The organism is Bacillus sp. BC05(2025) (assembly GCF_056725905.1).
On the sequence record NZ_JBWYRA010000001.1, the window covers coordinates 1,088,992 to 1,106,707 of the forward strand.

20 protein-coding genes are annotated in these 17,716 nt (G+C 36.6%); 6 read left to right on the plus strand and 14 right to left on the minus strand.

Translation table 11 applies throughout. The features are described from left to right. Positions 1 to 50 precede the first annotated feature (50 nt). The 4 genes from phnE (ACZ76X_RS05665) to ACZ76X_RS05680 form a co-directional block, all read right to left on the minus strand. Positions 51 to 854 carry a phosphonate ABC transporter, permease protein PhnE gene (gene phnE / locus ACZ76X_RS05665; protein ID WP_479849834.1) on the minus strand — a complete coding sequence of 268 codons (804 nt, stop codon included), beginning with the start codon at positions 852 to 854 and terminating at the stop codon, positions 51 to 53. Continuing rightward, positions 854 to 1,648 (minus strand): phosphonate ABC transporter, permease protein PhnE, encoded by a 795-nt coding sequence (gene phnE / locus ACZ76X_RS05670; protein WP_479849835.1) that lies wholly within the window; start codon positions 1,646 to 1,648, stop codon positions 854 to 856. The genes phnE (ACZ76X_RS05665) and phnE (ACZ76X_RS05670) overlap by 1 nt, the downstream gene beginning before the upstream one ends. Continuing rightward, the gene (gene phnC, locus ACZ76X_RS05675; RefSeq protein WP_479849836.1) at positions 1,645 to 2,418 is read right to left on the minus strand and encodes a phosphonate ABC transporter ATP-binding protein; all 774 of its coding nucleotides are present in this window, start codon (positions 2,416 to 2,418) and stop codon (positions 1,645 to 1,647) included. Before phnC ends, phnE (ACZ76X_RS05670) begins: the two co-directional genes overlap by 4 nt. Positions 2,419 to 2,501: 83 nt before the next feature. Further along, a complete protein-coding gene (locus tag ACZ76X_RS05680) occupies positions 2,502 to 3,440 on the minus strand; it encodes a phosphate/phosphite/phosphonate ABC transporter substrate-binding protein (RefSeq protein ID WP_479849837.1) in 939 nt (312 codons plus the stop codon). 183 nt (positions 3,441 to 3,623) lie between these two features. On the opposite strand from ACZ76X_RS05680, the gene ACZ76X_RS05685 reads away from it, so the two are divergent. Then, positions 3,624 to 5,207, plus strand: a complete 1,584-nt coding sequence (locus ACZ76X_RS05685; RefSeq protein WP_479849838.1) for a bifunctional metallophosphatase/5'-nucleotidase — start codon at positions 3,624 to 3,626, stop codon at positions 5,205 to 5,207. A gap of 39 nt (positions 5,208 to 5,246) precedes the next feature. On the opposite strand, the gene ACZ76X_RS05690 is transcribed toward ACZ76X_RS05685, so the two are convergent. Further along, positions 5,247 to 5,486 (minus strand): DUF896 domain-containing protein, encoded by a 240-nt coding sequence (locus ACZ76X_RS05690; protein ID WP_000948565.1) that lies wholly within the window; start codon positions 5,484 to 5,486, stop codon positions 5,247 to 5,249. Between the two features lie 45 nt (positions 5,487 to 5,531). Further along, on the minus strand, positions 5,532 to 6,188 hold the full coding sequence (locus ACZ76X_RS05695) for a YneB family resolvase-like protein (protein ID WP_479849839.1): 657 nt from the start codon (positions 6,186 to 6,188) through the stop codon (positions 5,532 to 5,534). 141 nt (positions 6,189 to 6,329) lie between these two features. Between ACZ76X_RS05695 and lexA the strand changes: the two genes are divergently transcribed. Continuing rightward, positions 6,330 to 6,950 carry a transcriptional repressor LexA gene (lexA, locus tag ACZ76X_RS05700; RefSeq protein WP_140970889.1) on the plus strand — a complete coding sequence of 207 codons (621 nt, stop codon included), beginning with the start codon at positions 6,330 to 6,332 and terminating at the stop codon, positions 6,948 to 6,950. Positions 6,951 to 7,037: 87 nt separating this feature from the next. Here the strand turns inward: lexA and ACZ76X_RS05705 are convergent, their stop codons facing one another. The 7 genes from ACZ76X_RS05705 to hflX form a co-directional block, all read right to left on the minus strand. Then, positions 7,038 to 7,844: a DUF4097 family beta strand repeat-containing protein gene (locus ACZ76X_RS05705; RefSeq protein ID WP_479849840.1), complete on the minus strand. Its 807-nt coding sequence runs from the start codon at positions 7,842 to 7,844 to the stop codon at positions 7,038 to 7,040. Then, positions 7,845 to 8,387 carry a DUF1700 domain-containing protein gene (locus tag ACZ76X_RS05710; RefSeq protein WP_479849841.1) on the minus strand — a complete coding sequence of 181 codons (543 nt, stop codon included), beginning with the start codon at positions 8,385 to 8,387 and terminating at the stop codon, positions 7,845 to 7,847. Continuing rightward, on the minus strand, positions 8,380 to 8,703 hold the full coding sequence (locus ACZ76X_RS05715) for a PadR family transcriptional regulator (RefSeq protein WP_479849842.1): 324 nt from the start codon (positions 8,701 to 8,703) through the stop codon (positions 8,380 to 8,382). Before ACZ76X_RS05715 ends, ACZ76X_RS05710 begins: the two co-directional genes overlap by 8 nt. A gap of 304 nt (positions 8,704 to 9,007) precedes the next feature. Beyond that, complete coding sequence (gene glnA, locus ACZ76X_RS05720) at positions 9,008 to 10,342, minus strand: type I glutamate--ammonia ligase (RefSeq protein WP_000135328.1); 1,335 nt, start codon at positions 10,340 to 10,342, stop codon at positions 9,008 to 9,010. Positions 10,343 to 10,390: 48 nt separating this feature from the next. After that, positions 10,391 to 10,780, minus strand: a complete 390-nt coding sequence (glnR, locus tag ACZ76X_RS05725) for a transcriptional repressor GlnR (protein WP_001978453.1) — start codon at positions 10,778 to 10,780, stop codon at positions 10,391 to 10,393. Between the two features lie 175 nt (positions 10,781 to 10,955). After that, the gene (locus ACZ76X_RS05730) at positions 10,956 to 12,227 is read right to left on the minus strand and encodes a methionine gamma-lyase family protein (protein ID WP_479849843.1); all 1,272 of its coding nucleotides are present in this window, start codon (positions 12,225 to 12,227) and stop codon (positions 10,956 to 10,958) included. After that, entirely contained in the window at positions 12,220 to 13,494 is a 1,275-nt protein-coding gene (hflX, locus tag ACZ76X_RS05735) for a GTPase HflX (RefSeq protein WP_479849879.1), read from the minus strand. The genes ACZ76X_RS05730 and hflX overlap by 8 nt, the downstream gene beginning before the upstream one ends. Positions 13,495 to 13,586: 92 nt before the next feature. On the opposite strand from hflX, the gene ACZ76X_RS05740 reads away from it, so the two are divergent. Together ACZ76X_RS05740 and ACZ76X_RS05745 are read left to right on the plus strand one after the other, a co-directional pair. Then, complete coding sequence (locus ACZ76X_RS05740) at positions 13,587 to 14,210, plus strand: trimeric intracellular cation channel family protein (protein WP_061658078.1); 624 nt, start codon at positions 13,587 to 13,589, stop codon at positions 14,208 to 14,210. A gap of 99 nt (positions 14,211 to 14,309) precedes the next feature. After that, on the plus strand, positions 14,310 to 14,444 hold the full coding sequence (locus tag ACZ76X_RS05745) for a hypothetical protein (protein WP_257152612.1): 135 nt from the start codon (positions 14,310 to 14,312) through the stop codon (positions 14,442 to 14,444). A 35-nt stretch (positions 14,445 to 14,479) separates the two neighbouring features. Here ACZ76X_RS05745 and spoVK read toward each other — a convergent pair whose 3' ends face one another. Continuing rightward, on the minus strand, positions 14,480 to 15,436 hold the full coding sequence (spoVK, locus tag ACZ76X_RS05750) for a stage V sporulation protein K (protein ID WP_061658077.1): 957 nt from the start codon (positions 15,434 to 15,436) through the stop codon (positions 14,480 to 14,482). A gap of 113 nt (positions 15,437 to 15,549) precedes the next feature. On the opposite strand from spoVK, the gene ACZ76X_RS05755 reads away from it, so the two are divergent. After that, positions 15,550 to 16,515 (plus strand): tyrosine-type recombinase/integrase, encoded by a 966-nt coding sequence (locus ACZ76X_RS05755; RefSeq protein ID WP_479849844.1) that lies wholly within the window; start codon positions 15,550 to 15,552, stop codon positions 16,513 to 16,515. Positions 16,516 to 16,628: 113 nt separating this feature from the next. Then, on the plus strand, positions 16,629 to 17,716 hold a 1,088-nt coding region (locus ACZ76X_RS05760; protein WP_479849845.1), incomplete at its 3' end, for a collagen-like repeat preface domain-containing protein.

The window sequence follows — 17,716 nt, forward strand, 5'->3', positions numbered from 1 at the left end:
TATTCTTAATTATATAAAAAAGCACCTTTTGTAGGTGCTTTTAAAATAACTTATACAATTTTCTTCCGTATCGAACTTGAAATAAAGTCAATGATAATAACCATTAAAATGATACCTAATAAAATAATTCCTACACGAGACCAATTGCGTGAACTCAGTGCAAAAATTAGAGGCGTGCCAATCCCACCTGCTCCAATAACACCTAAAATAGCAGCGGCTCGTACATTAATTTCGAACCTGTATAACGTATACGATAGAAAATCTGGTAATACTTGTGGCAATACTGCATACCAAAGTATTTGAAACCGGTTTGCGCCTGTTGCTATCAACGCCTCTGTTGGCCCCTTATCTATATTTTCAATTCCTTCGGAATATAATTTCCCTAACATTCCAATAGAGTGTAACCCTAAAGCTAGAACGCCGGCAAAAGAACCTGGTCCAACAGCTTTTATAAATAAAAGGGCCATAACTAATTCAGGAAATGTACGGACAAAACTAAGTACAAATTTCCCAGTTCCCGAAGTTAATTTTCCACTACTCATATTCGTTGCCGCCCAAAAAGCGAATGGAACAGATAAAAAGGCAGAAATAAATGTACCTAATATCGCAATTGCCAACGTATCAATTAAACCATGTACTAAATCTTCACCATCTGGCAAAGATACATACGACCAATCCGGATTCAATACACCTGTCATAATTGCTTTTGTAATCTCTCCCGCCGTATCTTTGATTCCTTCTAACGGTACACCTGAAAAAGCCCATACATATACAAATGTAAGTGCTATTAAAATAATCCAGCGATATATACTCGGTTTTTTCGGTTTTGGCACAATCATCGTCGTTCTACTCATTATAGTTTCTCCCGCAATAATGTACTAATGTAGTCAATTAACAAAACAACAACAAGGGTATAGATAATAATAGATGCAGTTTGTTGATATTGTAAAAAGCCAAGTGTACGATCATAATATAATCCGATACCACCTGCTCCTACTAAACCTAAAACAGCTGCTGCACGTACGTTCACCTCAAATGTATAAAGAACATAGGAGACAAAATGTGCTTTCACCTGCGGAATTACCCCATACACAATCCATTGTACTTTATTTGCTCCTACTGCTGTCATCGCTTCTAACGGGCCTGGATCAATTGATTCAATTGACTCATACAACAATTTCGCCACGAGCCCAATTGAGAAAAAAGTAAGAGCTAAAATACCTGGAAGTGGTCCTATTCCAAAAATAGCTACGAAAATTGCCGCTAATAATAAATCTGGTATCGTTCGAATAAAATTTAAAATCAATCGAGCTGGACCGTACAAGAATGTACTAGTAAATACATTACTTGCCGCAAATATTGCCAGTGGAATAGCTAAAATCGCTCCTAAAGTCGTCCCAATAATCGCCATACGTATTGTATCTAACATCGCTGTTGTAATAAATTGAAAATAACTCCAATCAGGCGGCACCATCTCTTTTAACAAATCCATCATATTAGGAAAACCCACTACTAGTTTTGAAAATGATGCGTCGACCTGTACACAACTTCCCCACAACAGCAAAATGACTAGAATAGCCGTTAACATATGTTTCAACTTACCCGGCGGCTTCGGTATCGCTTTCGAATATATCGTCACGTCATTCATTTAACTGCCACCTCTAATAAATCACTTTTCTGCGCAACGTCTCCATAAATTTCAGCAAACTTTTCATCTGTCGCCTCTTCTACTGAACCATCAAAAACAATTTCACCCGCATGTAATCCAATAATACGAGTCGCATATTGCCTAGCTAAATCAATAGAATGTAAGTTTACAATTGTTGTAATCCCAAAATCTTCATTAATTTTTTTCAAATCATCTAATACTTGCTTTGTTGTGAGCGGATCTAACGATGCAACAGGTTCATCTGCCAATATGATTTTTGCTTCTTGCGCCAACGCTCTAGCAATCGATACACGTTGCTGTTGCCCTCCTGATAATTCATCAGCTCGTGCATATGCTTTTTCTAAAATATTTACTCTTTTTAACGATTGAAAGGCAAGCTCCAAGTCCTCCTTTGGAAATAGACCTAACGTTGTACGCAAAGTCGAATGATACCCAACACGTCCAGCTAACACATTTTTCAATACCGTTGATCGCTTTACAAGGTTAAAACTTTGAAAAATCATACCAATATCCCGGCGCATGCGGCGTAAACTTTTTCCTTTCGCAGCAGTAATAGACTCACCTTCAATCATGATTTCACCTTCTGTAATCTCATGAAGGCGATTTACTGATCTTAGAAGTGTAGATTTTCCAGCACCAGACAGCCCTACCATTACAACAAACTCACCTTTTTGAATGTTCAAGTTTATATGATTCAACCCTTTTGTACCGTTCGGATACACTTTAGAGACATTTCGAAACTCTATCACTCATCTTACCTACCTTCTATGTATTCAAAACTGCAAGCTAACTGAAAACATATCCTTCCAGTTAGCCGCCATTTCCATATGTATTATTGCGTTTTTACTTTCTTTCCATATTCACGAACGATATCAAATTTACTATCATCGGATTTAACATATCCTTCATGTGAATATACTTCTTTAATGATTTTGTGACCTTCCTCATTCTTTCCTATTTCAATGAAAGCATCCTGTAATTTCTTACTCCACTCTGCATCTAAATCAGAGCGTACCGAAATCGTATCGTTTGGAATCTTCTCTGTAAATTTCACTATTTTCGTTTGATCAAATATATTTGGATAATCTTTTTTTACAATATTACGAGCATCTTGGAATACAACAGCTGCATCTACATCACCATTTAAAAGAGCAATAAGCGACTGATCGTGACCTTTTAATGTAATAGGTTTCACATCTTTTAACGGATCAACGCCCTCTTTTAGTAGTACAGCCGCAGGCCATACATATCCCGCTGATGACGTTACATCTTGATAACCAATTTTTTTACCTTTTAAATCTTTTACACTATTAATGTTTGAATCTTTCTTAACTACAAACTCAGATTTATAAAAGTCTACTAAATCCTTTGTAGGTGCTCCTGTTTCATCATCTACTCCAAAACGTTGCGCTTGTAAAATTACGTTTGCAGCCTTTTTCTCATGTGCTAGCACATACGCTGTTGGAGGTAAAAAGCCTACATCTACTTGCTTAGATGCCATCGCTTCTACAATTGTATTGTAATTCGTTGAAATACTAACTTTTACCGGAATATTTAATTTATCACTTAATAGCTTCTCAAGTGGTTTAGCCTTCGCCTCTAACGTGTCTGCATTTTGAGAAGGAACAAATTGAACATTTAAAGTCTTCGGTACATACCCTTTTTTCGTATCTTCATTTTTACTTGCGCTTGATTCCTTCGTTCCACAGCCACTTAATAATCCCGCTGCTAGCACAACTGTTGTGCTCATTGCAAAAACTTTTTTAAACATATTAATGCCTCCATTTTTATTGTTATAAATTACCTTCCGTGAACATGAAGAAATATATCACACATTTTTATTAATAATTGCTTATTTACAGAATCTTTACACATTCTATACACTCTCATTAAAATTCTCTTCATATATTTGATATGCTTAACTAGTAGATAATAATAGAAAAGGTGAATGATATTGAATCAAAATCAAATTGTAACTTTAAACATCTTATTAACAAGTGATATACATGGTACTGTTTATCCAATTCACTATCAAGATAACTCCAAAGCTGAAATTGGTTTAGCTAAAATTTCTACTCTTATAAAAAAAGAACGTTCCCAAAATAGAAACGTCCTATTAATTGATAATGGTGACTTCATACAAGGAACACCCTTTACTTATCATTACGCTACATATGAAAAAGATAAGAAAAACCCAATGTCATTAATAGCAAACTATTTACGTTATGACGCTGCAGTGATTGGGAATCATGAATTTAATTATGGAATGGATGTATTAAATCATGCTATTTCTACTGCCAACTTCCCGTATTTATCAGCAAATATTTTAGATAAAAACAGCAAAGAATCTTATTTCGGAAAACCATATATAATAAAACAGATTGAATCAAATATAAAAATTGCTATTTTAGGGATGACAACGCATTACATTCCTAATTGGGAACAACCCCACCACATTCAAGATTTACAATTTGAAAATGCATTAGAATCAACAAAAAAGTGGGTTTCTTACATTCACGAACACGAGAAACCAGATTTATTAGTCGTAGCGTATCATGGAGGATTTGAACGCGATTTACAAACCGGGGTACCGACTGAAGTTTTAACAGGTGAAAACCAAGGATATGCAATGTGCCATGAAATTGAAGGAATAGATATTTTGCTAACAGGTCACCAACACCGAGAAATCGCTGACACCGTAATAAATGGTGTAACAATTTTACAGACCGGATGCAATGGACACTCCGTTGGAAAAATAGCAATAACATTTGAAAAAACAGAACAAAAATGGGTGAAAAAAGAGAGTTATTCACAATTATTGCCCGTGCAAGGAATTGCGGCGGACCAACATATTCTTTCCTTAGTTGCCGATTATGAAGAGAAAACACAAAATTGGCTCGATCAACCTATTGGATTCATCTATGGGGACATGCAAATTTCAGACGCTATGCAAACTCGTTTGCAAGACCATCCTTTTATTGAATTCATAAATAAAATACAGATGGATATAGCTAATGTATCAATTTCTTGTACAAGCTTGTTCCATAATACATCTCCAGGTTTCCCGGAACATGTAACAATGCGTGACATCGTTTCTAATTATATTTATCCAAATACATTACAAGTAATTAGAATAACTGGAGCGGATATAAAAGATGCCCTAGAACTCTCAGCTTCTTATTTCACATTACATGCAGATGGATCCATCATCGTAAACCCTACCTTCTTAGAACCAAAACCGCAACACTATAATTACGATATGTGGGAAGGGATTTCGTACGTATTAAACATTTCCAAACCTATTGGCGAAAGGGTCAAATCTTTACAATACAAAGGCGCTCCGCTTAATATGGATGAAGAATATGACGTCGTTATGAATAATTATCGCGCAAGCGGCGGAGGAAACTTCTTTATGTTCCAAAATAAGCCCGTAATAAAAGACATACCAACAGATATGTCTGAACTGATCGCTAATTATATTTTGAAAAATAAAAAGATAGAAGCAACGGTTAATAACAACTGGAAAGTTATTAAATAACGAATATAATAAATAAAAAAGATGGGCTTCGCCCATCTTTTAGTTTAATTTTGCATTATCTTGCTTTTTTAAAGCTTTTAATTTCGCCGGTGTAACGTCAGTACCTTGTTCATTAACGACTTTAATTCCTTTAAGTTCGTTTAACATATTTTGACGAAATCCTTTTAAATATTGTTCACGTAGCGATTGACGCTCACGTTGTTCTTCTTCAGTTAAACCTTCAGCTTTTGCTTTTTTCGCTAAGAAGTTAATGCGTTCAACGAGTTCGTGACTAAGCATCTCGAATCCCCCTTCTAATCAAAACTGATTATTATCATACAATAGTTACTCTTCTTTATCAAGCAATTGCTTTGTATACTCTACATATCTACGATGTACAGTCGCTTTTGAAACATTATGACCAAAGCCGCGAAGCGTTGCCGCAATTTCTTCGAAAGTAAGTTCACTCTTACGCAAACGTACAATTTCCTCAATCGGCACTTCTTTCTTCTCTCGTCCTACGCTTAAATGACGGTTCTTTAAATTATTTTCTGGACGATAGCCTTTTTCAACTGCTCGTTGCATACCACGTTTAATTTTCAAGTTATGAATCTTTCTTTGATACTCTTCAACAATACCAATAATATCTAATACCATTGAATCAGAATCCGACAATTGCAATTCTCCATTATGCGTATGCGTATATACTTTTATTCCTTCTTTATGTAAACAGTGCATTAACGCAATCTTTGCATTCCCTCTACCAAGGCGCGTTTCATCTTGTATAAGTAGCACATCAATTTGTTCGTCTCGAATTGTATCTAGCACTTCTAATATGCCCTCACGCTCAATTATATAGCCACTAGCCTGCTCTTCAATCACCTTAGTAACATTCATTTGATAGCGCTCTGCTAAATGCAATAATTCATCTTTTTGACGTAATAATGACGTTTCTTGTGCTTCTTTTGTTGTACTCACACGCGCATAAATAATTGCATTCATTATGAACCCCTCTTTCTCACTATTATTTCCCTCCAGTTTAACATAAATTCGCCTTTTGTTCGAACTTATGTTTGTAGAATGTTTTTTCGCATGTTATACTTATTAATAAGAAAAATGAAAGAAAACGAGGTGTTAGAAAACATGGAAAAGTTAACGAAACGCCAGCAAGACATTCTCGACTTTATTAAGCTAAAAGTACAAGAAAAAGGATATCCACCTTCCGTACGTGAAATCGGTCAAGCAGTCGGCCTCGCTTCTAGTTCTACAGTGCACGGACATTTATCAAGATTAGAAGAAAAAGGATACATTCGACGCGATCCAACAAAACCACGTGCAATTGAAATTTTAGGTGACGATCGAATGGATACAGAAACACAATCTGTTATTCAAGTTCCAATTGTCGGAAAAGTTACTGCCGGATTACCGATTACAGCAGTTGAAAGTGTAGAAGATCACTTCCCACTTCCAGCTAGCATTGTTGCTGGAGCAGACCAAGTGTTCATGTTACGTATTTCTGGAGATAGTATGATTGAAGCTGGTATTTTCGATGGAGATTTAGTTGTTGTTCGCCAACAACAGTCTGCATATAATGGTGAAATTGTAGTTGCTTTAACAGAAGATAACGAAGCAACTGTTAAACGTTTCTATAAAGAAAAAGACCATTTCCGTCTACAACCGGAAAACTCTTCATTAGAACCTATCATTTTAAAACAAGTGTCAGTTATCGGTAAAGTAATTGGCGTATATCGTGATTTACATTAAACATAATAAAAGAAGATAATTACCTTATTTACATACGGTAATTATCTTCTTTTTTGTATTTTGATAGATTTTCATACATTCTATTTCTTATGAACGCGTTTTAATCGTCACATCGCCAGCTGCTGTTTTACCACTAATCTTTTTACTACCATTTCCAATTTTTACATTTTTATTTTCTTCATTAAAAATCATCACTTCGCCAGCTGCACTTTGCCCAGTTATAACTGCATCTTGTGGTTTTTCTAATAAAGTAATATCTACATCTCCAGCAGTTGAGCTTGCCTCTACATCATATTTAGGATCATGATCCATAATATGCACTTCTCCACTAGCCGTTTTCGCAGTTACTTTTCCTATTACCTTTTTAAAGCTCAGCTCTCCAGCTTTTGAAGATCCTTCCACACTTTTTGCCGTGACATGTTTCAAATCTACTTCTCCAGCGAGGGTCCCAACAGTTACATGCTCACTGTTTACATCACTCATTTCTATTTGTCCAGCGGATGAATTTACTTTTATCTCTTTGTAAGAACGTTCTGGTACAAATATAGTCACTGTTGACGTTTGAAACCTAAAATCGTAAAAAGAAAAATCAAATGAATCACCTTTTTCTCTTTCCCCAATAATTTTTAATGTGTCACCATCTTCAGCTATACGAATCTTTTGTTTACGTACATCCCCTGATTGCTTTACATAAAAAGAAGAGTCAGAAGATTTTTGAACAACAATATCCCCAGCATCTAACTTAACTTCTATATTTTTTATTGTTTCGTTTTTAATTACGTCTTCTTTATTTCCTTCTTCTGCAGTTTGTACTGCTTTTTCATATGTTTGTGAAATCCCTATAACTCCAATAATGATACAAGCGATTGCTACTAACAATATTTTTTTCATCATCTACTCCCCTTTTATCATTTTGAAGTTCCATATGACATAACGTACGCATAGCCTTTTAAACCACTTCGTACTATAATAAGCGATCATACATAACAACAAACCTACTCCAACAAACGTTATACTAACGAATACATCCAACCATATAAAAGTACCCATAAATACTTTTCCAATAATGAAAAATGGTGTCACTACACTAGCAATCCCACCGACCCAAAAGGAAAATATAAAAGCAATAATTGCAAATAACGGGCCTAACACAATTATGAAATTAAACAAACTAAGTCCAATTGCTGCCATGACAGCTCTTGTCACATTTGAAGTTGATGGATCTTTTTTCATCTCATCAAATCGATACATCGCAAGTAAGTCTTTCGCAATTATTTTCGGAGAGCCAAGGCCCTTTATTATTTCTGACTCAGTTTTTCCCTCTTCTTTCCCAAACTGAAAATGCTCTTCATAATCTAATAAAATATCTTTCCTCTCTTCTTCCGGTAACTTTCTAAGATGACTTGATAATTCTTTAAGAAACTGTTCTTTACTCATCCCATTCCACCCCTTCAATAATTTCTTGTACGCCTTTTACAAAATCACGCCACTCCGTTACTAACAAATTCAGTTGCGTTTCCCCTTGCTCAGTTAGTTGATAATATTTACGAGGTGGCCCCTCCGTAGATTCTTTCAAATACGTTTGAAAATATCCTTCTTTCGTTAAACGACGTAACAAAGGATACACTGACCCTTCCGATATTAAAAATTTATTTGAGATTTGCTGAACAAGTTCATAACCGTAACAATCTTTACGTTTCACAAGTGCCAGTACACACAGTTCTAACACACCTTTTTTAAACTGAACGTTCAAGGTCAATCCCCCTTTCTCATTTCAGTACTATTCAATACACGGTACTGTTATTATCCATAATATACCACTTAGTATTATTTATTGCAAGGTACTATACTTTTCAATACTTAATATTCGAATTAAATACATCCGCACCATATTTCAATTTGCACATTTTCATTCATATTTAGCATGTATTCTTAATAATCCACAATGATTTTTTCGGACATTTTGTGGGCACCTATCCAATTCATTTCACAAGCCTCTATTTTTTCGGACAAATAAAAAAAGCCCTGATACCGTAGCATCAAGGCTTTTCCCTCTCTTAGTATAGAGACATATACTGATCGCGTTCCCATTGGTGAACTTGCGTTCTAAAGATATCCCACTCAATTTCTTTCGCTTCGATGAAGTGCTCAAGTAAGTGATCTCCTAATGCGTTACTAATTACTTCATTCGATTGTAATGTAACTAAAGCTTGCGCTAATGTTGCTGGTAAGTCAACGATACCTGCTTCTTCGCGCTCTTCTTTTGTCATTACGTAGATGTTACGGTCTACTGCAGCTGGTGGAGTTAATTTGTTTTTAATTCCGTCAAGACCTGCAGCTAATAATGTAGCCATTACTAAATATGGGTTTGCAGCTGGGTCAACACTACGTACTTCTACGCGTGTACTAATACCACGAGATGCAGGGATACGTACTAATGGGCTACGGTTTTGTGCAGACCATGCTACGTAACAAGGAGCTTCGTATCCAGGTACTAAACGCTTGTAAGAGTTTACAGTTGGGTTTGCTACCGCTGTAAATGCTGGTGCATGTTTTAAAATACCTGCGATGAAGTGACGAGCATCATCACTTAATTGTAAGTCACCATTTTGATCGAAGAATACGTTCTCGCCATTTTTGAATAGCGATAAGTTACAGTGCATACCTGAACCGTTCACACCGTATAATGGTTTTGGCATAAACGTTGCGTGTAAACCGTGTTTTCGAGCAATTGTTTTTACAACAAGTTTGAATGTTTGAATGTCATCACATGAGCGAATTGCATTTGCATATTTGAAATCAATTTCGTGCTGCCCTGGAGCAACTTCATGGTGAGACGCTTCAATTTCAAAGCCCATTTCTTCAAGTTCAAGAACGATATCACGACGACAGTTTTCCCCTAGATCCATCGGCGCAAGGTCGAAGTATCCACCGTTATCGTTTAATTCTAATGTCGGATTTCCTTTTTCATCTACTTTGAATAGGAAGAATTCTGGCTCTGGTCCAAGATTGAAATCTGAGAATCCTAAAGCTTCCATTTCTTTTAATACACGTTTTAAGTTGTTACGTGGATCTCCTTCAAATGGAGTACCATCTGCATTGTAAATATCACAGATTAATCGAGCTACTTTACCTTTTTCAGCTGTCCAAGGGAAGATAACCCAAGTATCTAAATCTGGATATAAGTACATATCAGATTCTTCAATACGTACGAAACCTTCAATAGAAGATCCATCAAACATCATTTTGTTATCAAGAGCTTTTGTTAATTGGCTCACTGGAATTTCTACGTTTTTAATTACTCCTAAAAGATCCGTAAATTGTAAGCGGATATACTTTACATTCTCTTCTTTCGCCAAACGGAAAATATCTTCTTTTGTGTACCTAGCCATTATAAATTCCTCCTTAGTCCCTCTAAACACCTTCAGAATCAGCTGTCTTTAGTGAAAAAACCTTGAAATGTCACCTTGTCGCAATGAAGTTCGATTAAATCTACCTGTATGTTGTAGTTCGTCTCGAAGTATTTTGCGAAGCTCAGTTTTTGAAATTTCTTTCGTTTCTTCTTTTACTTTCACTGCTTCTGTTTGATTTTCTTTCATTAGTAACACTTGTTTAATACCAGCCATATTCAAGCCTTGATCTAATAAATCTTTAATCTCTAACAACTTATCTACATCGTTAAATGAAAATAATCTACGATTCCCCTTTGTACGGGTTGGAGAAACAAGATTATGCTCTTCATAGTAGCGAATTTGACGTGCAGATAATTGTGTTAAATCCATAACAATACTAATAGGAAACAGCGGAGCAGAACGTCTATCTTCTTTCATTGTTTCAGTTCCTCCTTCGCCTTAACTGCTTCTCATTTTATACCATGTTATGTTTAGTGTCAATAGATGTTAGCTTTTCTTACATGATTTTTTTAAAAATTTTTTCATTCTTTTTTCTAATGAAATAAATCATTACTTTCATGCGAAAAAAGCTGTCGAAATCGACAGCTTCCCTTTAAGAAATTGTTAGTAATTCTTTTTCAATTAATGAATCAATTGCAGAACAAATCGCAATTTTCACATGTGAATAAGTTAATCCACCTTGCACGTAAGCAACATACGGCGGACGAATTGGACCATCCGCAGACAATTCAATACTTGCACCTTGAATAAACGTTCCCGCAGCCATAATTACATCATCTTCATACCCCGGCATATAGTTAGCATATGGAGTGAAGTGAGAATTAATCGGAGATGCATATTGAATCGCTTGGCAGAATGCAATCATGCGATCTTTATCATCAAATTGAACAGACTGAATTAAATCTGTTCTTGGTGCATTCCATGCTGGTGATGTATTCATTCCTAACTTTTCTAAAAATGCAGCTGTAAAAATCGCACCTTTTAGCGCTTGTCCTGCTACATGCGGCGCTAAGAAGAAACCTTGATACATTTCTTGTAGACTGTATAAAGATGCCCCTGCTTCCGCACCGATTCCCGGAGATGTTAAACGATATGCACACGCTTCAACATACTGTTCTTTACCAACAATGTAACCACCAGTTTTAACAATTCCACCACCTGGGTTTTTAATAAGCGAACCTGCCATTAAATCTGCACCAACATGACATGGCTCTTGCTCTTCAATAAACTCGCCATAACAGTTATCTACAAATACAATAACATCTGGTTTAATTTCTTTAACGAATGCTATCATCTCTTGAATTTGAGAAATAGTAAATGACGGACGAGTAGCATAACCTTTTGAGCGCTGTATACCAATCATCTTCGTATTACTATGAATAGCAGCTGCAACAGCTTCAAAATCAACAAGCCCCTCTTCAGTAAGCGGAACTGCATTATAGCCAATATTATATTCTTTAAATGAACCTACGCCTTTTCCGCGTACACCAACGATTTCTTCTAACGTATCATACGGCTTGCCAGTTATGTACAATAACTCATCTCCTGGACGTAAAATACCGAATAACGCCGTAGAAATAGCGTGTGTACCTGAAATAATTTGCGGACGAACAAGGCCAGCTTCCGCTCCAAATACATCTGCATACACTTTTTCTAACGTATCACGGCCAATATCATCATAACCGTAACCTGTCGTCGGAATAAAATGCGAATCGCTAATTTTATGTTTACGAAAACTTTCTAATACACGAAACTGATTACTTTCAATTACTTCATCCGCACGTTTATGTATTTCTGTAATTTGGTTCTCTACTTCTTTTACGATTGGAGCAATTTTTTCTCCATTTTTCAAACGATCAAACATTTTTATTTTCTCCTTCTTCCACTAAAAATCTCTTTAATTGCACATTAAGCGATGAATGAGCAAAAATATACCCTTCACAATCATATACAAATTTATCTTCCAAAAACTCCATCTTTGTTAATAGTGTTTCTGTCTTTAATAACGTTAACAACTTACCCTCACTAGGAGGAATTTCCACATGATAACGATTCATTTCTTCCTTCATTTTCGTTTCTATCGCTTCTTTTATATGTAATAGATCATTTTCTTCAAAAGCACTAGTCATTAAGAAGTCATTTTTCGGAAACGGAATAAAGTTTTGATGTAATTCATCTTTTTTATTATATAACGTAATAATAGGAATATGATTAATTTCGAGTTCTGACAATAATTGTTTTACCGTTTTCTCGTGCCCTACATAATTAGGATCTGCAGAATCAACAACATGTAAGATAACATCCGCTTCACCCGCTTCTTCTAATGTGGAACGAAAAGCAGCAATTAACGACGTAGGTAAATCCTGTATAAAACCAACCGTATCAGTTAGTAATACTGTATAACCAGAGGGTAACGGCATCTTCCTTGTTGTCGGGTCTAGCGTTGCAAACAACAAGTTTTCTTCAAATGTATCAGCTTCCGTTAATCTATTAAACAGTGTAGATTTTCCTGCATTTGTATATCCTATTAATGAAACTTGAAATACCTTATTATCTTTTCTTCTCTCACGATATCTTTTTCGATGTTCCACAACAACCGCAAGTTGTTTCTTTATTTCATCAATGCGTGATCGAATATGACGACGATCCGTCTCAAGTTTCGTCTCGCCCGGTCCTCTCGTTCCAATACCACCACCAAGACGCGATAAAGACAATCCTTGCCCCATAAGACGCGGCATTGTATATTGCAACTGAGCTAATTCTACTTGAAGCTTACCTTCTCTCGACTTCGCACGTTGCGCAAAAATATCTAATATGAGTTGTGTTCGATCAATTACCCTCGCATCTAACACTGAGGATAAATTCCGAATTTGACTCGGCGTTAATTCGTTATTAAATACGATAACATCCGGTTCTAATTCTTCAGTTAATATTGTAAGCTCTTCTAATTTACCTTTACCTATATAAGTCGCCGGATGAAACTTCGGTCGTTTTTGCGTTGTAGACACTAACAATTCTGCTCGTGCAGTCTTCGCTAGCGATGCAAGCTCTTTCATGGAATGCATAAACTTTTCATCATCATCTTGCGGCAATTGACAGCCCACTAATATGACTTTTTCTTTTTCTTCCATCAAATATGTTCACTCATCCTTTTCGAAATTTAAACCTTCTAATATAATAGCAGAGGAAGCACATTTCATCTAGTTAGCGGGGGAGAAAATTCATGGCATGGGAGATTTTTAGCATCATAGGCACAATCGCTTTCGCATTAAGCGGAGCCATTGTTGCAATGGAAGAGGATTATGATATTTTCGGGGTGTATATTTTAGGAATGGCAACCGCATTTGGGGGAGGTGCCCTTCGTAATTTATTAATCGGTTATCCGATTGTCGCGTTTTGGCAACAAGACATGTTATTCCAAATCGCACTTTTATCAATGACAATTATTTTTCTTTTTCCAAATAAATTAATTAGACACTGGAAAAAGTGGGAAAATATCACTGATGCTATTGGCTTATCAGCATTTGCCGTACAAGGGGCATTATACGCACAAAAATTAAATTTACCAATTAGCGCTACAATCGTAGCAGCTGTTTTAACTGGTATTGGCGGCGGTATTATCCGCGATCTTTTAGCCCGTAGAAAACCTCTCGTTCTTCGAGCTGATGTATATGCTTTTTGGACGATTCTGGCAGGTTTCTTAATTGGCGCTCACATTATTGTTAGCGATTGGGCTCTATACACCTTATTCATTTTAATTGTTTGCTTCCGCATGATTTCTATTCATTACAAATGGCATTTACCGCATAGACGCATCGACACAAACGAACGTTCAATGCATAAATAGCAATCCAACCTCTTTACAGATTGTAAAGAGGTTTTTCTTTTCTAATGAGTTTTTCTTTACATAATGTTTATACTAATTCTCAAAGTGAGGTGAATACAAATGACAAACCACGTTAATAAAGGGGCTCAAAAAAGCTCAGTAGGACAAATTGGACATGACCCTACTTCTGCACACGAAAAAAGCACTAAAATGGAACACTTCCATAAATCTTATCAAGAAAAAGCAAAAAAATAATAAAAGCACTTATACAGAAAAAACAGACGCACAGTTTACGTACTGTGCGTCTCCTCTTCAAGCATCAAATCACTACTTGATATTCCAATCAAATCATATTTATCGTACGCATCCTCTTGCAACAACCGCATGGCTTGTGTACGAATCGATTTTTCAACAATATTCCGGACATATCGTCCATTACTAAACGATGTAATTTGCGACGAATACTTTACAGCATGTAAATGATCTCTAAATTTCCATTCAGCCTCTTTCGATAACTGATATTCACGTTCTTCATACATCCTCTTCCCTATTTCTAACAGTTGATTTACTGAGTAATCCGCAAACTCAATTATAAATGGAAAACGGGATTGCAGTCCTGGATTCAATGAAAGAAAATGATTCATCTCTCTTGAATAACCTGCTAAAATCAACACAAACCCGTGTTGTTTATCTTCCATATGTTTTACGAGCGTATCAATCGCTTCTTTTCCAAAATCTTTTTCTCCTCCCCGGGCTAATGAATACGCCTCATCAATAAACAAAATCCCTCCCATCGCTTTTTTTATTAAATCTCTTGTCTTTTGAGCTGTATGACCGATGTACTCTCCTACAAGATCCGCACGTTCAGCTTCAACTAAGTGCCCTTTTGATAGAATATTCATCTCAAATAACAATTTCCCTATCATTCTAGCAACAGTTGTCTTCCCTGTACCTGGATTCCCTTTAAATAACATATGAAGTACTTGTTTCTCAGACTTCAATCCTATTTCTTGTCTTTTTTTATTCACATAGATCCAAGCATATATTTCTTTTATTATCTTCTTTATATCATCCATCCCAACGAGCTTTCCCATCTCTTCTTCAATTCTTTGCAGCATCTCATGTTTCGTAGTAGTTTCACTTGAAATTTCCGTTTTATTTTCTGCGGCCGGTAAAGAAATTTTTTTTCGATGATTTAACACAATGTTAATTTGATTATTATTTTTCTTTCGCATCGATTGTTCCATACAATCACCTCATTTTATCCACTCACCAAATATTATTATTCTTGTCTCCCTTGCAAATGACTATTTTCAGAAAAGTTTGCTATAATATAAGAAATAATGAAGGTGGTGGGACTATGGAGACAACGGAATTCCATGATACAATACAAGCCTTTTCTATTTTTTTATTGAATAAAGGCCGAAAACCTTCAACCATTAAACGTTATGTTTATGACATTGAAGATTTCGGACATTGGTTAGAAAAAAACAAAAAGCTCCCTTCCAGTAATATATGGGCTACACTTTGTACAAAAGACTACGAAGATTACTTTTCCGAGTTAAAAAAGAATCGACATTACTCAGAGAAAACGATGCACCGTGTATTTATTGTATTAAATAGAATGCATCACTTTCTAAACATCCCTAACCCATTAAAGAACATGGAAATTTCTATTCAGCCAGACCGCACACTCCGCAATGAAGATTTCATTTCATCTGATGAAGAAAAAAGATTAAAACATATAGTCACTTCATTAGAAGGGCTTTCAGAAAAACAACGTCCTGTACGCCCTTTATTGATGGATCGTAATATCGCTATTTTAAATTTGCTAATTGACTATGGATTATCCTTACAGGAACTTACAGCATTAACTATGAATCACGTCCACTTTGAAACGAATGCATTATCTATCCCAGCAACCGCAGGGGTAGAAAGAACAATTACATTAACTAACGAAGACAAAAAACAACTGTATACTTATTACAAAAGCATCCCAGAGCCCGTTCGTCCAAAATACCATAGTAATGATCCATTATTTATTGCATTTGATTTTAATCGCGGAACATACAGATGGGTATACGAAAATGATGCACCAAAGGGATTAACAGAAATCGCTATCCAAAAAATGATTCGCCTTGAAGTATCTAGAGCTAATTTACGAAAAGGAATCTCAGGACAACATTTTCGTAACACCTATATTTTAAACTTAATAAAAAAAGAAACCCCCGAGTCAGAAATTATAAAACTAGCTGGTTTCAAATCCAAGGTTTCACTCAAACGATATTATCAATACGCAGAAAATAGAAAAAACGCCTTATCCTAAGGCGTTTTTTCTATTTTTTCTTTAAACAAACGATTTTACTATGACCATTTAACTAATTTTTGCATCTACTATGATGAGTTTCGTTCATATCCTCATGAGAAAGGAGAGATTTAATGTCTCATTATAACGACAGTCAGAACAAATTCTCCAAACCATGCTTTCCAAGTAGCGCTGGACGAATCCCAAATACTCCATCAATCCCAGTTACTAAGGCACAACTTAGAACATTCCGCGCAATCATTATTGATTTAACAAAAATCATTCCAAAACTTTTCGCAAATCCATCTCCTCAAAATATTGAAGATCTAATTGATACATTGAACCTACTAAGTAAATTTATTTGTTCACTAGACGCTACTTCCTCCCTGAAAGCACAAGGGTTAGCTATTATTAAAAACTTAATAACTATATTAAAAAATCCAACTTTCGTAGCAAGCGCGGTATTTATCGAGCTTCAAAATCTAATTAATTATTTACTATACATTACAAAATTATTCCGAATCGACCCTTGCACACTTCAAGAGCTTCTTAAATTAATAGCAGCATTACAAACCGCTCTAGTTAATTCTGCTTCATTTATTCAAGGACCTACAGGGCCAACAGGGCCAACAGGCGCTACTGGTGCCACCGGACCTCGAGGTAACACAGGCGCTACTGGTGCCACTGGACCTCGAGGTAGCACAGGCGCTACTGGTGCCACTGGACCTCGAGGTAGCACAGGGGCTACTGGTGCCACTGGACCTCAAGGTAACACAGGCGCTACTGGTGCCACTGGACCTCAAGGTAACACAGGCGCTACTGGTGCCACTGGACCTCGAGGTAACACAGGCGCTACTGGTGCCACTGGACCTCGAGGTAGCACAGGCGCTACTGGTGCCACTGGACCTCAAGGTAACACAGGCGCTACTGGTGCCACTGGACCTCGAGGTAACACAGGCGCTACCGGTGCCACTGGGCCTCAGGGTGTTCAAGGTAACACGGGTGCTACTGGACCTCAAGGTAATACAGGTGCTACTGGATCTCAGGGACCTCAAGGTAATACAGGTGCTACTGGACCTCAGGGTGTTCAAGGTAACACAGGTGCTACCGGTGCCACTGGACCTCAAGGTAACACGGGTGCTACCGGTGCCACTGGTATAGGAGTTACTGGACCTACCGGACCTTCTGGCGGGCCTCCTGGACCTACCGGACCTCAGGGGCC